Annotated in this window: 16 protein-coding genes; 7 read left to right on the top strand and 9 right to left on the bottom strand. The window is 66.4% G+C overall.

The window, feature by feature from the left end:
• Window positions 1-640: 640 nt before the first annotated feature.
• Window positions 641-1,828 carry a Hint domain-containing protein gene (locus ASV56_RS22430; protein ID WP_253879820.1) on the top strand — a complete coding sequence of 396 codons (1,188 nt, stop codon included), beginning with the start codon at window positions 641-643 and terminating at the stop codon, window positions 1,826-1,828.
• A gap of 65 nt (window positions 1,829-1,893) precedes the next feature.
• Here ASV56_RS22430 and phoB read toward each other — a convergent pair whose 3' ends face one another.
• The 7 genes from phoB to aroC form a co-directional block, all read right to left on the bottom strand.
• Window positions 1,894-2,583 carry a phosphate regulon transcriptional regulator PhoB gene (gene phoB, locus ASV56_RS02030; protein WP_062560588.1) on the bottom strand — a complete coding sequence of 230 codons (690 nt, stop codon included), beginning with the start codon at window positions 2,581-2,583 and terminating at the stop codon, window positions 1,894-1,896.
• Between the two features lie 3 nt (window positions 2,584-2,586).
• Window positions 2,587-3,297 (bottom strand): phosphate signaling complex protein PhoU, encoded by a 711-nt coding sequence (phoU, locus tag ASV56_RS02025; protein ID WP_062560587.1) that lies wholly within the window; start codon window positions 3,295-3,297, stop codon window positions 2,587-2,589.
• Between the two features lie 18 nt (window positions 3,298-3,315).
• Window positions 3,316-4,113, bottom strand: a complete 798-nt coding sequence (pstB, locus tag ASV56_RS02020; protein WP_062560586.1) for a phosphate ABC transporter ATP-binding protein PstB — start codon at window positions 4,111-4,113, stop codon at window positions 3,316-3,318.
• A gap of 20 nt (window positions 4,114-4,133) precedes the next feature.
• Window positions 4,134-5,474: a phosphate ABC transporter permease PstA gene (pstA, locus tag ASV56_RS02015; protein WP_062560585.1), complete on the bottom strand. Its 1,341-nt coding sequence runs from the start codon at window positions 5,472-5,474 to the stop codon at window positions 4,134-4,136.
• Window positions 5,471-6,661, bottom strand: a complete 1,191-nt coding sequence (pstC, locus tag ASV56_RS02010; RefSeq protein ID WP_062560584.1) for a phosphate ABC transporter permease subunit PstC — start codon at window positions 6,659-6,661, stop codon at window positions 5,471-5,473. Before pstC ends, pstA begins: the two co-directional genes overlap by 4 nt.
• A gap of 67 nt (window positions 6,662-6,728) precedes the next feature.
• Window positions 6,729-7,757: a substrate-binding domain-containing protein gene (locus ASV56_RS02005; RefSeq protein WP_062560583.1), complete on the bottom strand. Its 1,029-nt coding sequence runs from the start codon at window positions 7,755-7,757 to the stop codon at window positions 6,729-6,731.
• Window positions 7,758-8,012: 255 nt separating this feature from the next.
• Entirely contained in the window at window positions 8,013-9,113 is a 1,101-nt protein-coding gene (gene aroC, locus ASV56_RS02000) for a chorismate synthase (RefSeq protein WP_062560582.1), read from the bottom strand.
• 208 nt (window positions 9,114-9,321) lie between these two features.
• Between aroC and ASV56_RS01995 the strand changes: the two genes are divergently transcribed.
• Entirely contained in the window at window positions 9,322-11,085 is a 1,764-nt protein-coding gene (locus ASV56_RS01995; RefSeq protein WP_062560581.1) for a calcium-binding protein, read from the top strand.
• Between the two features lie 64 nt (window positions 11,086-11,149).
• On the opposite strand, the gene ASV56_RS01990 is transcribed toward ASV56_RS01995, so the two are convergent.
• Entirely contained in the window at window positions 11,150-12,964 is a 1,815-nt protein-coding gene (locus ASV56_RS01990; RefSeq protein ID WP_062560580.1) for an ATP-binding cassette domain-containing protein, read from the bottom strand.
• A gap of 120 nt (window positions 12,965-13,084) precedes the next feature.
• Here ASV56_RS01990 and aqpZ point away from each other — a divergent pair, with 120 nt between their 5' ends.
• The 5 genes from aqpZ to recR all read left to right on the top strand — a co-directional run bounded on the left by aqpZ (window position 13,085) and on the right by recR (window position 16,915).
• Window positions 13,085-13,771: an aquaporin Z gene (aqpZ, locus tag ASV56_RS01985; RefSeq protein WP_062560579.1), complete on the top strand. Its 687-nt coding sequence runs from the start codon at window positions 13,085-13,087 to the stop codon at window positions 13,769-13,771.
• A 74-nt stretch (window positions 13,772-13,845) separates the two neighbouring features.
• Window positions 13,846-14,136, top strand: a complete 291-nt coding sequence (locus tag ASV56_RS01980) for a DUF2218 domain-containing protein (protein WP_082724698.1) — start codon at window positions 13,846-13,848, stop codon at window positions 14,134-14,136.
• A 58-nt stretch (window positions 14,137-14,194) separates the two neighbouring features.
• Window positions 14,195-15,967, top strand: coding sequence for a DNA polymerase III subunit gamma/tau (locus tag ASV56_RS01975; RefSeq protein ID WP_062560578.1), 1,773 nt, complete (start codon window positions 14,195-14,197; stop codon window positions 15,965-15,967).
• A 3-nt stretch (window positions 15,968-15,970) separates the two neighbouring features.
• A complete protein-coding gene (locus ASV56_RS01970; protein ID WP_062560577.1) occupies window positions 15,971-16,315 on the top strand; it encodes a YbaB/EbfC family nucleoid-associated protein in 345 nt (114 codons plus the stop codon).
• Window positions 16,316-16,915, top strand: a complete 600-nt coding sequence (gene recR / locus ASV56_RS01965; protein WP_062560576.1) for a recombination mediator RecR — start codon at window positions 16,316-16,318, stop codon at window positions 16,913-16,915. It abuts the gene before it with no gap.
• Window positions 16,916-17,098: 183 nt separating this feature from the next.
• On the opposite strand, the gene ASV56_RS01960 is transcribed toward recR, so the two are convergent.
• On the bottom strand, window positions 17,099-17,545 hold the full coding sequence (locus ASV56_RS01960) for an Hsp20 family protein (RefSeq protein ID WP_017997788.1): 447 nt from the start codon (window positions 17,543-17,545) through the stop codon (window positions 17,099-17,101).
• Between the last annotated feature and the right edge of the window lie 79 nt (window positions 17,546-17,624).

Below are 17,624 nucleotides of genomic sequence, written 5' to 3'. Positions count from 1 at the left end.
CCCTCTGGAGAGCCTGCTTGCGACACCAACCCGATCAGCAGGTGCAACGATTAGCTTAAATACGCCAGATCCTGTCCAAAGATTGGCGAGTAGCTCGGTTCACGCAGGCAACTGACCCGTCAGGCTCGTTCCGCGAAGCTGCAACACCTGCTTGGCCAGATCGAGGTCGATGATGGCAATGCCAGACATGACGGCTCTTTCTTTCCTGGCTCTGGCTGCAAGGCCGGTTCACGCCGTGGCGCTGCACCACCCCTGCTTGCAGCAAATATACAACATTCAACCTAAATATGGTTAACGCTCTTCTGGTGTCTGGATCGGCCTGAAGGCGCCCAGGCTCTCTCAAAAACGCAAATCTTTGAAGTTAATGATAAAATTACATAAACCACCTGCCGCCGCAGAGTAATACCGAACTATCGGTTCAGTATTTACACTTGCCAAGGATGTGAACAATTTGGATGAAAAAGCGTCGGACCATGTGGACCGATGTTGCGTGTTGCAGCCTGGTAACGAGTCTCCGCCGGCCGGTCTTAGCCGGGAACGCCCCTATGGCACACGGATGCGCTGGTTACCCGGGCGGACGGGCAAGGTAACCGATTACGCCGCCTGTGACCAAGGCGCGTATCTGATCAGGATGTTAATGATGACCACCAACCACGGCGGCGACCATTGCGGCCCCTCGGGCCCCGGCTGCGAAAACATGATCTATCTCGGCAAGGTGGCCGACATGGATCCCAACGAGTTCTTCCCCGGCGCGGAAAAGGCCAGCAAGGTCCTGGGCAATACCAGTTACGGCTCGGACAGCGACCCGCTGTCGAAGCAGCTGGTCGAGGTCAGCGCCAATGACCGCAACCACGACGATGTCATCAAGACCAATGACGGGCTGTTCGGCAAGTTCTCGGAAACCATCCGGCATGACGCCGACGGCGACGGCCACGAGAACACCTATCAGGTGGATTCGACCTTCATCGTCAAGAATACCTCCGTCACCTTCCTGAATCCCGACGGCAGCACCGAGACGCTGTCGATCCCGGTCCGCATCATGCAGGACACCGGCGGCAACACCTTCCTGATGCCCCCGCCCCATGGCGCCTCCGAGGCCGAGGTGCAGGCGCTGACCACCCGCCCGATCGTCTCGGTCGAGTTCCCCCGCGACCCGCATTGCTACGACCTGTGCCATGACGGCATCTTCACCGACCGGCACTGCTTCCCCTGCTTCGCGCGCGGCACGCTGATCCAGACCGAGCACGGTCCCGTCGCGGTCGAGGACCTGCGCGCCGGCATGAAGGTCATCACCCGCGACCACGGCGCGCAGGACGTGCGCTGGATCGGCTCGCGCGTGCTGGGCGCGAAGTCGCTGGCGGTCAACCCGAACCTGCGCCCCATCCGCATCTCGGCCGGCGCGCTGGGCCAGGGCCTGCCCGAGCGCGACCTGGTCGTCTCGCCGCAGCACCGCATCCTGGTGCGCTCGAAGATCGCGCAGAAGATGTTCGGTTGCGCCGAGGTTCTGGTCGCCGCCAAGCAGCTGCTGCAGATCGAGGGCATCGACATCGCCCATGACGTGGAATCGGTGGAATATTTCCACATCCTGTTCGACCGCCACGAGATCGTGCTGTCGAATGGCGCCGAGACCGAGTCGCTCTACACCGGCGCCGAGGCGCTGAAATCCGTCGGCGCCAGCGCGCGCGAGGAAATCTTCGCGATCTTCCCGGAACTGCGCGACCGGGCCGAGGATGAGCAGCCCGCCGGCGCGCGCCTGCTGGCCTCGGGCCGCACCGGCCGCAAGCTGGCCGTGCGCCACGCCCAGCACCACAAGCCGCTGGTCCAGTAACACCAGCCGCATCGACATGCGAAAGGGCCGGCGTCGCGCCGGCCCTTTTTGCATTCGCGATGCCCTCAGCCCAGAGAATAGCCGGCACCGCGCACGGTGCGCACCGGATTGTCGCCGCCATGCGCCATCAACGCCTTGCGCAGCCGGCCGACATGCACGTCGATGGTGCGGGTATCGACATAGATGTCGCGGCCCCAGACCCGGTCCAGCAATTGCTCGCGCGTCCAGACCCGGCCCGGCTTTTCCATCAGCGTCGACAGCAGCCGGAACTCGGTCGGACCCAGGTGCAGCGCCTGGCCGCCCCGGAACACCCGATGCTCGGACGAATCCAGGATGATGTCGGCAAAGCTCAGCCGCTCGCCCATCGAGGCCGGGCGGGTGCGGCGCAGCTGGGTACGCAGCCGCGCCATCAGCTCGACCACCGAATAGGGTTTGACCACGTAATCGTCGGCGCCGGTTTCCAAGCCGCGCACCCGGTCCACCTCTTCCGAGCGGGCCGAGAGCATGATGATCGGGATGGCCCGCGTCGAGGGGTCGGCCTTGACCCGGCGGCAGACCTCGATCCCCGAGACATTGGGCAGCATCCAGTCCAGCACGATCAGGTCGGGCTGTTCCTCGGCCACCAGCAGCATGGCCTCGTCGCCGTTCTCGGCCATGACGACGTTGAAGCCCTCGGCTTCGAGGTTATATTTCAGCACCTCGCGCTGCGCGCCCTCATCCTCGACCACCAGAACGCAGGGTTGCGATTGCGCCATGACTCACGCCCCTTCCAGCCGCGGCACGCTTTCGCCCTTGGGACGCGCGTCCTCGGGCAGCTCGCCGGTGGCGATATAGATCACCTGCTCGGCGATGCCGGTGGCATGGTCGCCCATGCGCTCGATGTTCTTGGCGATGAAATGCAGATGCATGCAGGCGGTGATGTTGCGCGGATCCTCCATCATGTAGGTCAGGAACTCGCGGAACAGCGCGTTATACATCTGGTCCACCTCCAGGTCGCGCTTGCGCACGTCCTGCGCCAGGGCAACGTCGCGCTGGATATAGCTGTCCAGCGCATCCTTCATCATCGCCTCGACCGTGGTGGACATGCGGCGCAGCGCCATGCCGGCGCCCTCGATCGCCGGCATCTCGGCCAGCACGTGGTTGCGCTTGGCGATGTTCTTGGCATAGTCGCCGACGCGCTCCAGGATATGCGAGATCTTGATGACCGACAGCACCATGCGCAGGTCGGTGGCGCGGGGCGCGCGCAGCGCGATCAGCCGCGCCGCCTCTTCGTTGATCTGCATCTCCAGCGCGTCGATGGCCTTGTCGCGGCGGCGGACCTCCTCGGATTTCTCCTCGTCGCGGCTTTCCAGCGCCAGGGCGGCGTCGTGGATGGCGCTTTCGACCATGCCGCCCATCTTGACGACCAGCGCCTGCACGGTTTCCAGGTCGCGGTCGAAGGCCGAGAGGATGTGGCGTTCGTTGTTCATGTCAGATCCCTTTCCGGCCTAGCCGATGCGGCCCGAGATATAGCTTTCGGTGCGCGGGTCGCGCGGATTGGTGAAGATGTCGTCGGTGCTGCCGTATTCCACCAGGTTGCCGAGGTGGAAGAAGGCGGTCTTCTGGCTGACGCGCGCCGCCTGCTGCATCGAGTGCGTCACGATCACCACCGAGAATTCGGCGCGCAGCTGGTCGATCAGCTCCTCGACCTGGCCGGTGGCGATGGGGTCCAGCGCCGAGCAGGGCTCGTCCATCAGCAGCACCTCGGGCTGGGTCGCGACGGCGCGGGCGATGCAGAGCCGCTGCTGCTGGCCGCCGGACAGGCCGGTGCCGGGATCCTGCAGGCGGTCCTTGACCTCGTTCCACAGCGCCGCCCCGCGCAGCGAGCGTTCCACGATCTCGTCCAGCTCGGCGCGGTTGCGCGCAAGGCCGTGGATACGCGGGCCATAGGCCACGTTGTCGAAGATCGACTTCGGAAACGGGTTCGGCTTCTGGAACACCATGCCGACGCGGGCGCGCAGCTGCACCGGATCGACGCGGCGGTCATAGATATCCTCGCCGTCCAGCATGATCTTGCCCTCGACCCGGCTGATGTCGATGGTGTCGTTCATCCGGTTCAGGCAGCGCAGGAAGGTGGACTTGCCGCAGCCCGAGGGCCCGATGAAGGCGGTCACGGTCTTGTCGAGGATGTCGACGTTCACGTCCTTGATGGCGTGCTTGTCGCCGTACCAGACCTGCACGTCCCTTGCCGAGATCTTGTTTTCCGTCTGCTCCACGGCACGCTCCAGGGTTCTCATGTCGTTCATATCGGGTCTCCGTCCCGGGTTTACCACCGACGCTCGAACTTGCGACGCAGGAAGATGGCGAGAAGATTCATGCACAGCAGGAACACCAGAAGGACGATGATCGCCCCCGAGGCGCGTTCCATGAAGGCGGGGTCGGCGCGCTGGGTCCAGTTGAAGACCTGCACCGGCAGGGCCGAGGCGGGGTCGAACAGCCCGTCCGGCGGCGCGGCGGGGAAGTTCTTGACGAAGGCCACCATGCCGATCAGCAGCAACGGCGCGGTTTCGCCCAGGGCTTGCGCCAGGCCGATGATGGTGCCGGTCAGGATGCCCGGCAGCGCCAGCGGCAGGACATGGTGGAACACCGACTGCATCCGGGACGCGCCCACCCCCAGCGCCGCGTCGCGGATCGAGGGCGGCACCGCCTTCAGCGCCGCGCGGGTGGCGATGATGATGGTGGGCAGCGTCATCAGCGTCAGCACCAACCCGCCGACGATGGGCGCCGATTGCGGCAGGCCGGCGAAGTTGATGAAGGCGGCCAGGCCCAGGATGCCGAAGACGATGGACGGCACCGCGGCCAGGTTCGAGATATTGACCTCGATGATGTCGGTCCAGCGGTTCTTCGGCGCGAACTCTTCCAGATAGATCGAGGCCGCGACCCCGATCGGCACCGAGAGCACCAGCACCACCAGCATCATGTAGAGCGAGCCGAGGATGGCGATGCCGACCCCTGCCGATTCCGGGCGCTGGTCCGAGCTGTCGGGCATGGTCAGGAAGGACCAGTTCCAGGTGGTCGCCAGCATGCCTTGCGCCTTCAGCGCATCGGCCAGTTGCAGCTGCGCCGGCGAGGTATTGCCGTCGCGCGCCGCGCTCTCCATGCTGACGCGGCCCTTGTAATAGCCGTCCACGCGGCCGTTCACCAGCACGCGAGTCTCGACGGTCTGGCCGATCAGTTCGGGGTCGGCCAGCACGCGGTTGCGTAGCTGGGCCGAGGCCTCCTTGGAGATCAGCCCGGCGCGGTCCTTGTCGGACAGGTCCGCGACTTGGATGCCCTTGTCGGCAATGGCCTTGTCCAGCGCCTGCTGCAGGATCTTGCCATAGGTCAGGGTCAGCACCTTCTTGATCGCTTCGGGGTCGCGGGTGCCGGACTTGTCGAGTTGCGCCGCGTCCAGCGTCACCGGGATCTCCAGATAGGTCTGGCGAAAGGCGCCGAGGCCGCCGGTCAGGATGGTGAACAGCAGCACCACCAGCATGACCATCGAGACGATGATCGCGGCCAGGCCATAGCCGCGAAAGCGGGATTCGGCGGCATTGCGCTTGCGGGTATGCGGGTCGGCGACCAGCAGCGAGGCCTTCTGCCCGCCGGAAAAGGTGGCGTCGCTCATTCGTACTGCTCCCGGTATTTGCGCACGACGTAAAGGGCGATGATGTTCAGGATCAGCGTGACGACGAACAGCGTCAGGCCCAGGGCAAAGGCGACCAGCGTTTCCGGCGCCGCGAAATCGGTGTCGCCGGTCAGCTGGCTGACGATCTTGACGGTGATCGTGGTCATGGCCTCGAAGGGGTTGACGCTCATCTGTGCGCTCGCGCCGGCGCCCATGACCACGATCATGGTCTCGCCAATGGCGCGGGACGCGGCCAGCAGGATGGCGCCGACGATGCCCGGCAGGGCGGCGGGCAGCACCACCTTCTTGATGGTCTCGGAATGGGTCGAGCCCAGCCCCAGCGCGCCGTCGCGCAGGCTCTGCGGCACGGCGTTGATGATGTCGTCCGACAGCGAGCTGACGAAGGGGATCAGCATGATGCCCATGACCAGCCCCGCCGTCATTACCGAAGACCCCGAGGCCCCCAGCCCAAGCGGCTGGGCGAAATAGTCGCGCAGCAGCGGCCCGACGGTGATCAGCGCGAACAGCCCGTAGACGATGGTCGGGATGCCGGCCAGCACCTCGATCGCGGGCTTGGCGATGCTGCGCAGCCGGGGCGAGGCGTATTCCGACATGTAGATCGCCGCGAACAGCCCGATCGGCACCGAAACCGCCAGCGCGATCAGCGAGATATACATCGTGCCCCAGACCAGCGGCAGGATCCCCAGCTGCGAGCCGCCGCCGAATTTCGGCGACCAGGTGGTGCCGAAGAAGAAGTCCTGCCAGGGATATTGCTGGAAGAAGTTCCCGGTCTCGAACAGCATCGAGAAGACGATGCCGGCGGTGGTCAGGATGGCGATGCTGGAACACAGGATCAACAGGCCCTTGACCATGGTTTCGACGGCATTGCGGGCGCGGAACGCGGGGCCGGTGCGGCCAAGCGCAAGGGCCAGCCCCAGGGCGGCCAGCGCCAGCCCGGCCACGGCGACCAGGGTGGTGTTCGCCGCGGGCTGGACGAAGCGCCAGATGGCGATCAGGAACAGGGCGGGCAGCGCGGTCAGCAGCGCCGCGTTCCAGCCGTGATAGCTGGGCCGCGAATGCAGCTTGCGAGTATCGCCGCCGGTCTGGGCGACGGCGCGCGCCCGGGTGGCAAGATAGCCCGCCAGTGCCAGCGCAAGCACGATCAGCAGGGTCCAGGAGACAGGCATGAGGCCCTCGTGACTGGGAAAGGACTGGAAACGGAAGGGCGCGGGACCCTGCCCCGCGCCCGCCTGCTTATTCGGCCATGGTCACTTCATCGGCGACGGCCTTCTGCACCGTGGCCAGTTCCGGATCGGCGACCAGGCCATAGGCGGCCAGCGGGCCCTCGGGACCGGCGATCTCGTCCGAGACGAAGAATTCGGCGAATTCCTTCAGACCCTGGATCTCGCCGATGTGCTGTTTCTTGACATAGAAGAACAGCGGCCGCGACACCGGGTATTCGCCCTTGGCAATGGTTTCGGTCGAGGGCGTGATGCCGCCGATGGTCGCGACCTTCAGCTTGTCGGTGTTGTTTTCATAGAAGGACAGGCCGAAGACGCCGATGCCGTTCTTGGCCGACTGGATGCGGGCCAGGGTCTCGGTATAGTCGCCGTCGATGTCCACGGACTTGCCGTCGGTGCGCAGCGCCATGCAGGCCGATTCGCCGTCTTCCTCGCCTTTTTCCTTGGCAAAGACCTCGGCGGCGCCGGATTCCTTGCAGCCGGCCGCGATCACCTTCTCCTCGAAGACCTCGCGGGTGCCGTGCTTGGTGCCGGGCACGAAGGCCAGGATCTCCTGCTCGGGCAGGTCGGCGCGGATCTCGCTCCACTTGGTATAGGGGTTCGCGACGACCTTGCCGTCCTTGACCACCTCGGCGGCCAGGGCGTTGAACCAGTCGGCGGCGGTGAACTGGAAGTCGTTGCCGGCGATGTCGCTGGCAAAGACGATGCCGTCATAGCCGATGCGGACTTCCATGATGTCGGTCACGCCGGCGGCCTTGCAGGCCTCCTTCTCGCTGTCCTTGATCGGGCGCGAAGAATTGGCGATGTCGATGGTGTTCTCGCCCACGCCCTCGCAGAACTTCTTCAGACCGGCCGAGGACCCGCCCGATTCCACCACCGGGGTCGGGAAATCGGTGTTCTCGCCGAAGGCTTCGGCGACGATGGTCGAATAGGGCAGCACCGTGGACGAGCCGGCGACCTGGATCTGGTCGCGGGCCGAGGCGACCGAGGCGGTGGCGGCGATCACGGCCAGGGCCGAAACGCTGAGTTGGGCGGGTTTCATCGGATCACTCCTGAAGTTCATCGGGCCGTCTTGGCCTGCGCGCTGTCTAGGCCGGCGATGCGACGGTTATGCGAAAACATTGTGACAATCTTGCGACAACATCACCGCCCCAGGGGTATTTGAAAAACAGAGAAGGCCGGACTGTACGCCTCGGCCTTCTTTGTTGGAAAAATACCCCATGGGGTGAATTGGCCCGCTTCAGCGGGGCAAGAGGGGAACAGCGTTCCCCTGCCCTTCGCGCACCCGGTCGCGCCCCTAACCGATGCGCCCGCGTTGGCCGCCGGTCTGGGCCCGGTCCAGAAGCAGATGGTCCAGGATCACGCAGGCCGCCATGGCCTCGGCGATGGGCACGGCACGGATGCCGACGCAGGGGTCGTGCCGGCCCTTGGTGATCAGCTCGATCTCCTCGCCCTTCTGGTTGATGGTCCGGCGCGGGGTCAGGATCGAGCTCGTGGGCTTCACCGCGAAACGGACCACGATGTCCTGCCCGGTCGAGATGCCGCCCAGGATGCCGCCGGCGTGGTTCGAGAGATAGCGCGGGCCTTCGTTGCCCATGCGGATCTCGTCGGCGTTCTCGGTGCCGGTCAGGGCCGCGGCCGCCATGCCCTCGCCGATCTCGACGCCCTTCACCGCGTTGATCGACATCATCGCCGCCGCCAGATCGGTGTCGAGCTTGCCATAGACCGGCGCGCCCAGGCCCGGCGGGCAGCCCTTGATCAGCACCTCGAGCGCGGCGCCGACGCTGTCCTGGGCCTTGCGGATGCCGTTCAGGTAATCCTCCCAGGCCGGCACGGCCGAGGCGTCGGGCAGGAAGAACGGATTGTTGCCGATCTCGGCCGCGTCGAAATGCGCGCGGTCCAGGTGCAGCGTGCCCATCTGCACCATGTAGCCGGTGATCTTCAGCCCCGGCACCAACTCGCGCAGCACCGCCTGGGCGACGCCGCCCGCCGCGACGCGCGCCGCCGTCTCGCGCGCGCTGGAGCGCCCGCCGCCGCGATAATCGCGGATGCCGTATTTCAGGTGATAGGCGATATCGGCATGGCCGGGCCGGAAGGCCTGGGCGATGTCGCCGTAATCCTTGCTGCGCTGGTCGGTGTTCTCGATCATCAGCTGGATCGGCGTGCCGGTGGTCCGGCCCTCGAACACGCCCGAGAGGATGCGGACCTGGTCCGGCTCCTGGCGCTGGGTGGTGAATTTGGAGGTGCCGGGCCGGCGGCGGTCCAGGAACTGCTGGATCCAGGCCTCGTCCAGCGCGACGCCGGGCGGGCAGCCGTCCACGGTGGCGCCAAGCGCCGGGCCGTGGCTTTCGCCCCAGGTGGTGAAGGTGAAGACGCGGCCGAATGTGTTGACGCTCATGGTTCCCGGACCCCTTTTTGCCTGCGATAGCGGCGCAGGCGGCAGGGGGCAATCCCCTGCCCGCCCCGGCCCCGCCCATGGCTCGCGCCGAATGTGCAGGGATTTCAGCGCCGAGCCCGTATTTCACGCCGGCTTCACGGGCACGGGCGCACTCTCTCGACACGGGCGGAACAGGCCCCAGCGACAAACATGCGAACAGGAGGAAGACATGCCAACCGGCACAACGGGCAACGACACCCTGATCGGGACGTCGGCCAATGAGGTATTCTACGCCTTGGCGGGGAATGACTATGTCCTGGGTCAGGGCGGAAACGACACCATCTACGGCGACGCCGGCAACGACTATCTGTCCGGCGGCGACGGCTATGATTATATCCACGCCGGCACCGGTACGGATACCGTGCATGGCTGGGACGACAATGACACGATCGTTTCCAGCGGCTATGGCCAATATTACGGCGATGCCGGCAACGATTATATCTATGCCGGCAGCGGCGGCGGCGAGACTCTGGACGGCGGTACTGGCACGGACTGGCTGAATACCACCAGCTGGAGCGGAAATTACTCCGTGAACCTTGGCACCGGCGCCACCAACTTCTCATTTGAAAGCTTCGTGAATTTCGAAAACATCTATTCCGGTTCCGGCAATGACACGCTCTATGGCACCGACGGCGCGAATACCATGTATGGCAACGACGGCAACGACTACATCTATGGCTACGGCGGCAACGACTATCTCTATGGCGGCAACGGCAACGATTATCTGCATGCCGGCACCGGCACCGACACGGTCTATGGCGTGGCCGGCAACGATACGCTCGTTTCCAGCGGCTACGGCTATTATTCCGCCGGGAACGACAACGACTATGTCTATGCCGGAAACGGCGGCGGCGAGACGCTGGACGGCGGTGCCGGCACCGACTGGCTGAATACCGCCGCCTGGAGCGGAAATTACTCGATCAACATGGCCACCGGCGTGACCAATTACAGCGGAGAGAGCTTCGTCAATTTCGAGAATCTCTATTCCGGCTCGGGCAATGATACGCTGATCGGGACCGATATCGCAAACTCCATCTACGGAAACGATGGTAACGACTATATTTACGGCTACAATGGTAACGATTACCTCTATGGCGGCAATGGTAACGATTATATCAATGCAGGTGTGGGCACCGATACTGTCTATGGCGTCGCCGGCAATGACACCATCATTTCCAGCGGATACGGGCAATATTACGCTGGAGACGGAGCTGATTCGGTTCTTGCCGGAAATGGCGGCGGCGAGACCTTGGACGGCGGAAACGGCACCGACTGGCTGAACACCACGGCATGGTCGGGGAACTATTCCATCAATCTCGCAACCGGCGTCACCAATTATGGCGGCGAAAGCTTCGTGAATTTCGAGAACGTGCTTTCGGGAACCGGTAATGATACGATCAACGGCACGGCCGGCGCGAATCGTGTGAACGCCAATGCCGGCAATGACAGGGTCTATGGCCTCGGAGGCAACGACTTCCTGCAGGGCATGGGCGGTAACGACCTCGTTTCGGGTGGGGTCGGTGCCGATTTCATCCAGGGTGGCAGCGGCAACGACACCATGATTGGTGGCGCGGGCTCTGACACGTTGAATGATGGCGCCGGTTTCGATGTCTTCCGCTTTGTCGCCCTCAGCGACTCGGCCGTCGGGGTCGGTGTCGACCTGATCAACGGCTTCGACGGGGCCGGCGGGGCGCCGGGCGACCGCTTCGACCTGTCGGCCATCGACGCCAATACCCTGGTCGCCGGCAACCAGGCGTTCACCTTCCACGGCACCACCAACGGCGGCGCCGGCACCGCCTGGCTGGTCAACAACGGCGCCGAGACCTGGCTCCAGGTCAATATCGACGGCGATGTCGCAGCCGAGATGCGCATCCGCATCGCCGACGGCGCGACCCTGGCGGGCAACTACGCCGCCTCGGACTTCATTCTCTGAGCCGTCTTCCCCCCCGCGGCTCGACGACTGGCGCGGTCCTTCGGGGCCGCGCTTTTTCAGCGGGTCAGCCCTGCTCGCGCCCGGCCAGATCCAGCCATTCCTCTTCGGCGGCCTCCAGCGCGGCCTGGCGCTCGGTCAGCCCCTCGCTTGCCTTGGCGAATTTCGCGGGCTGGGTCTGGAACAGGTCGGGCTGGGCCAGGAACTCGGTCAGCTTGCCGATCTCGGCCTCGAGCCGCTCGATGATGCCGGGCAGCGCCTCGAGCCGCTTCTTCTCGGTAAAGCTCAGACCGTTGCGCGGCGCGGCGGGTTTCGGCTCGGACGCCGCGGGCTTCGGTGCCGCGGGCCTGGACGGCTCGGCAACCGCGACCGTCTCGGGGCGCTGGCGGCGGTAATCCGACCAGCCGCCGGGATAGATCGTGGCGCGGCCGTCGCCCTCCATCGCCACCGTGGTCGTGGCCACGCGGTCGATGAAATCGCGGTCGTGGCTGACCAGCAGCACGGTGCCGTCGTAATCGCCCAGGATATCCTGCAAGAGGTCCAGCGTTTCCACGTCCAGGTCGTTCGTCGGCTCGTCCAGCACCAGCAGGTTCGAGGGCCGGGCCATGATCCGCGCCAGCAGCAGTCGCGCCTTTTCGCCGCCCGACAGGCTGCCGACCGGGGCGCGGGCCTGCGCCTCGTCGAACAGGAAATCCTTGAGATAGGCGACGACATGGCGGGGTTGGCCCCGCACCATGACCTGGTCGGCGCGGCCCGAGACCCGCATCGCCGGATCGCCCGCCAGCGCGTCCCACAGGCTGATCGATTCGTCGATGGCGCTGCGGGCCTGGTCGAAGACCGCGATGTCCAGATTGGTGCCGTGCTTCACCTCGCCGGTGTCGGGGGGCAACTCGGCGGTCAGCATCTTGATCAGCGTGGTCTTGCCGGCGCCGTTCGGGCCGACGAAGGCGACGCGGTCGCCGCGCAGCACGCGCAGGTCGAAGGGCCTCAGGATCACGCGCTCGCCGAAAGCCTTCGAGATGCCCTTGGCGTCGATGACCCGCTTGCCGGACTGCTGGCCGGCGTCCATCTCCATCGCGGCGGTGCCCTGGCGGCGGATCTGGCCGGCGCGTTCCTCGCGCAGCGCAACCAGGGCGCGCACGCGGCCCTGGTTGCGCTTGCGCCGGGCGCTGATGCCCTCGACGGCCCATTTCGCCTCGGCCTTGATCTTGCGGTCCAGCTTGTGGCGGGCCTCGTCCTCGGCGGCCCAGATGGTTTCGCGCCAATCCTCGAAATGCTCGAAGCCGCGGTCCTGGCGGCGCACCGCGCCGCGGTCGATCCACAGCGTCGCGCGGGTCAGCGCCCGCAGGAAGGCGCGGTCGTGCGAGATCAGCACGAAACCCGCGCGCGTGGTCGAAAGCTGTTCCTCAAGCCAGCCGATCGCCTCGATGTCCAGATGGTTCGTCGGCTCATCGAGCAGCATCAGCTCGGGCGCCTCGGCCAGAAGCCGGGCCAGCGCCGCGCGCCGCCGCTCGCCGCCCGAGGCGGTGGTCACGGCCCGGTCGGGGTCGAATTTCAGCCCCTCGGCCGCCATTTCGACGCGGTAACCCTGATCGTCGCCCAGGCTGGCGCGGGCGAAATCGCCCAGGGTGGCAAAGGCCGAAAGGTCGGGGTCCTGCTCCATATAGCCGACATGGATGCCGGCGGGCGTGATGACCTGGCCGGCGTCGGGCTCGACCAGCCCGGCCATGACCTTCATCAGCGTGGACTTGCCCGAACCGTTGCGGCCGACCAGTGCCAGCCGGTCGCCCTCCTGCACGGTCAGGTTCAGCCCGTCGAAGACGGGGTTGCCGCCGAAGGTCAGCGAAATGTCGGAGAGTTGCAAAAGCGGTGCGCGTGCCATGGCCCCGCAGATAGGCCGAGCGCCGGGCGCGGTCAACGGGCCGTGCCCCTGCGTTGCAGATTGACAAACGTTAATCGGAGGGCGTTTTCTGGCGGGATAGTTATTTCGAAAGGTTTATCAATGCAGAAACGTCTTCTGGCCGAGGTGATCGGCACCTTCTGGCTGGTCTTCGGCGGGTGCGGCAGCGCGGTGCTGGCGGCGGCCTTCCCGGAACTGGGCATCGGCTTCACCGGCGTCGCCCTGGCCTTCGGCCTGACCGTGCTGACCATGGCCTATGCGGTCGGCGGCATCTCGGGCGGGCATTTCAACCCCGCCGTGACCGTCGGCACCGTGGTGGCGGGCCGCAACCCGGCCTCGATCCTGCTGCCCTATATCCTGGCGCAGCTGGTCGGCGCGATCCTTGCCGCCTGCGTGCTTTATGTCGTCGCGACCGGCAAGGCCGGCGTGGACCTGGGCGGCTTTGCCGCGAACGGCTATGGCGAACACTCGCCCGGCGGCTATTCCATGCTCGCCGGCTTCGTGATCGAGGTGGTGCTGACCGCCGGCTTCCTGGTGGTGATCCTGGGCGCCACCCATGGCCGCGTGCCGGCGGGCTTCGCGCCGCTGGCCATCGGCCTGGCGCTGGCACTGATCCACCTGATCTCGATCCCGGTCACCAATACCTCGGTCAACCCGGCGCGCTCGACCAGCCAGGCGCTGTTCGCCGGCGGCTGGGCGATCCAGCAGCTCTGGCTGTTCTGGGTGGCGCCGATCCTGGGCGCGGTCATCGGTGCCGCGCTGTGGAAGATCATGGGCGAGCACGACTGAAGCCGCACCGCCGGGCCGCGACCTCACGCTTTCGTGAACTTGCGCGCGGCCCGGCGGCACGCCAGATTGGCGTCATGACACAGATCATCCAATCCACCTGCATCGTCGCCACCGGAAACGGCAGCCGCTATCTGCAACAACTCTGCAAGCACTGGGCGCACAAGTTCGAGGTCGAATTCGACCCCAGCCAGGGCCGCATCGCCATGCCCGAGGATCGCGTGGTCAGACTGGCCGCGACCCCCACGACGCTGGAGATCACCCTCGACGCCCCGGCCGAGACGACCGAGCACATGCGCCATATCGTTGACAGCCATGTCGCCCGCTTCGCCTTCCGCGAGGAGTTGGTGTTCAACTGGACGCCCTGACCCGGTTGCCGGCCCGCGCCGGCACCGCTAATCTCGGCCGGTCACGAAAGGCCGGCGGATGAGCGAAGAACAGACCTATCAAGTACTGGCGCGGAAATACCGCCCCGAGACCTTCGCCGACCTGGTCGGCCAGGACGCGATGGTGCGCACGCTGAAGAACGCCTTCGCGGCCGACCGGATCGCGCAGGCCTTCATCATGACCGGCATCCGCGGCACCGGCAAGACCACCACCGCCCGCATCATCGCCAAGGGGCTGAACTGCATCGGCCCCGATGGCGCGGGCGGCCCGACGACCGAGCCCTGCGGCCGCTGCGAGCATTGCGTGGCGATCTCGGAGGGTCGCCATGTCGACGTGCTGGAAATGGACGCCGCCTCTCGAACCGGCGTGAACGACATTCGCGAAATCATTGAATCGGTTCACTATCGCGCGGCTTCGGCGCGTTACAAGATCTATATCATCGACGAAGTCCACATGCTCTCGACCAGCGCCTTCAACGCGCTTCTGAAGACGCTGGAAGAACCGCCGCCGCATGTGAAATTCATCTTCGCCACCACCGAGATCCGCAAGGTGCCGGTGACGGTGCTGTCGCGCTGCCAGCGCTTCGACCTGCGCCGGATCGAGCCCGAGGTGATGATCGCGCTGCTGCAGAAGATCGCCGGCCGCGAGGGCGCCGAGATCACCGATGACGCGCTGGCGCTCATCACCCGCGCCGCCGAGGGCTCGGCCCGCGACGCGACCAGCCTTCTGGACCAGGCGATCAGCCATGGCGCGGGCGAGACGACCGCGCCCCAGGTCCGCGCCATGCTGGGCCTTGCGGATCGCGGCCGCGTCCTCGACCTGTTCGACATGATCCTGCGCGGCGCTGCGGCCGAGGCGCTGGCCGAATTGCAGGCGCAATATGCCGACGGCGCCGACCCGATGGCGGTCCTGCGCGACCTGGCCGAGATCACGCATTGGGTCAGTATCGTGAAGATCACCCCCGAGGCGATCGAGGACCCGACCATCGGCCCGGACGAACGCGCCCGCGGCCAGCAGATCGCCGAACGCATCCCGATGCGCGCCCTGACCCGGCTGTGGCAGATGCTGCTGAAGGCGCTGGAAGAGGTCGGCCAGGCCCCGAACGCGATGATGGCGGCCGAAATGGCGATCATCCGCCTGACCCATGTCGCCGACCTGCCCGACCCCGAGGCGCTGATCCGCAAGGTCCAGGCATCGGTGGCGGCGGGCGAGTTCAACCGCGCCGCCGCCCCCGGCGCGGCGCGCAGCGAGGCCCCGCGCGCCGCTGCGCCCCGCGCCCCGGTCGCGGTCCGCGAGGGCGGCAGCGCCGCCGCCATCGCCGTCTCGCCCGACGCGCTGGCCGGATTCCCCGATTTCGCCTCCGTCATCGAACTGATCCGCCGCATGCGCGACATCAAGCTGCTGCTCGATGTCGAGGACCACCTGCGCCTCGTCCGCTATGCCCCCGGCCGGATCGAGTTCAACCCGACCGAGGACGCGCCGCGCGACTTTGCCCAGCGGCTGGCCGAGCGGCTGCGCGGCTGGACCGGCGGCCAGCGCTGGGCGGTGGTCGTGGTCTCGGAACCGGGGGCACCGACGCTGCGCGAGCAGGCGCTGGCGCGCGAGGCCGAGGCCCGCGCCCGCGCCATGGAAAACCCGGCCGTGCAGGCGATCTTCGCCCATTTCCCCGGTGCAAAGATCACCAAGATCCGCCCGGTGCCGCAGCCGGTCGCGGTTGAAAAACCCGCGGGCGAGGATACATCCCCGCATGAGCTGACCGAAGGCCCGGTGGCCGAGGTCGAGGAATGGGATCCTTTCGAGGACGAGGAGTAGGCGATGTTCAAGGGCTTGGGCGATATGGGCGACCTGTCGAAGATGATGGAAGCCGCCCAGCAGATGCAAAGCAAGATGGCCGAGATGCAGGAGGGGCTGACCCGCCTGACCGTCACCGGCGAATCCGGCGCCGGCCTGGTCAAGGCCACGGCGACGGCCAAGGGCGAGCTGACCGCGCTCGACATCGACCCCTCGATCTTCAAGGCCGAGGACAAGGAGGTGGTCGAGGACCTGATCCTGGCCGCGATCAAGGACGCGCAGCGCCGCGCCCAGGACCGGGCGGCCGAGGAAATGGCCCGGCTGACCCGCGAGCTGGGCCTGCCCGCCGACATGAAGATGCCGTTCTGAATGGCCTCCTCGGGCGATGAGATCGAGACGCTGATCGCCACCATGGCGCGGCTGCCGGGCCTCGGCCCGCGCTCGGCGCGCCGCATCGTGCTGCACCTGATCCGCAAGCGCGCCGGCCAGATGGCGCAGCTGGCCGGGCTGATGGGCCATGTCGCGGAAAACGCCCGCGAATGCCTGGTCTGCGGCAATGTCACCGGCGCCGACATCTGCCCGATCTGCGAGGATCCGGCCCGCGCCACCGGCGAGATCTGCGTCGTCACCGACGTGGCCGACCTCTGGGCGATGGAGCGCGGCCGGGCCTTCCGTGGCCGCTATCACGTCCTCGGCGGCAGCCTGTCGGCGCTGGACGAGATCGGCCCCGAGGACCTGCGCATCCCGCAGCTGATCGACCGCATCGCCGAGGAAAACATCACCGAGGTCATCCTGGCGCTCTCGGCCACGGTCGAGGGCCAGACCACGGCGCATTACATCGCCGAGGCGCTGGCCCCGACCGGCGCCACCGTCACCGGCCTGGCGCAAGGCGTGCCGATCGGCGGCGAGCTCGACTATCTCGACGACGGCACCATCGCCGCCGCGCTCCGCGCCCGCCGCACGTTCTAGCGGCGCCCGCAGCATCGGGCTCTGCCCCGGACCCCGGGGTATTTTCAGAAGCAAAGAAGAGCTCGGGAAAGCGGGCCGGCGACGTGAATGATAAAAGGGGCTCCGAAACCGGCGCCCCTGTGCTTCTTTGCTCTCCAAATACTCCCGGGGGTCCGGGGGCAGCGCCCCCGGCTGCGGCCGCCCTCAGGCGTCCAGCTTGCCCACCGCCTTCACCGGCTTGGCGATCTCGATCCGGCGCGGCTTCAGCGCCTCGGGGATCTCGCGCACCAGGTCGATGTTCAGCATGCCGTCCTCATGGCTCGCGCCTTCGACGCGGACATGGTCGGCCAGGGTGAAGCGGCGCTCGAAGGCGCGGTTGGCGATGCCGCGATGCAGGAAGCTGCGGCTCTCGTCCTCGCTGGCCTTGCGACCCGAGACGATCACGGCGCCGTCCTTGACCTCGACGGTCAGCTCGTCGGCGGAAAAGCCCGCGACGGCGATCGAGATGCGATAGGCATTCTCGCCGGTCTTCTCGATGTTATAGGGCGGGTAGCTTGCGATATCGGCGGAAAGAGCCCGGTCCATCACATCCGCCATCCGGTCGAAGCCGACCGAGGCACGGTAGAGCGGGGTAAGATCGAAGTTGCGCATTTTCGCATCCTTTTCCAAAGCGATACAAAGGCTTGCCCCCCGGCTGCCGGGCGGGCAGGTCCGTCGGCGCCATCCGGCC

Source organism: Paracoccus aminovorans (assembly GCF_001546115.1).
Lineage (GTDB): Bacteria > Pseudomonadota > Alphaproteobacteria > Rhodobacterales > Rhodobacteraceae > Paracoccus > Paracoccus aminovorans_B.
This window is presented reverse-complemented; position numbering and strand designations above follow the sequence as displayed.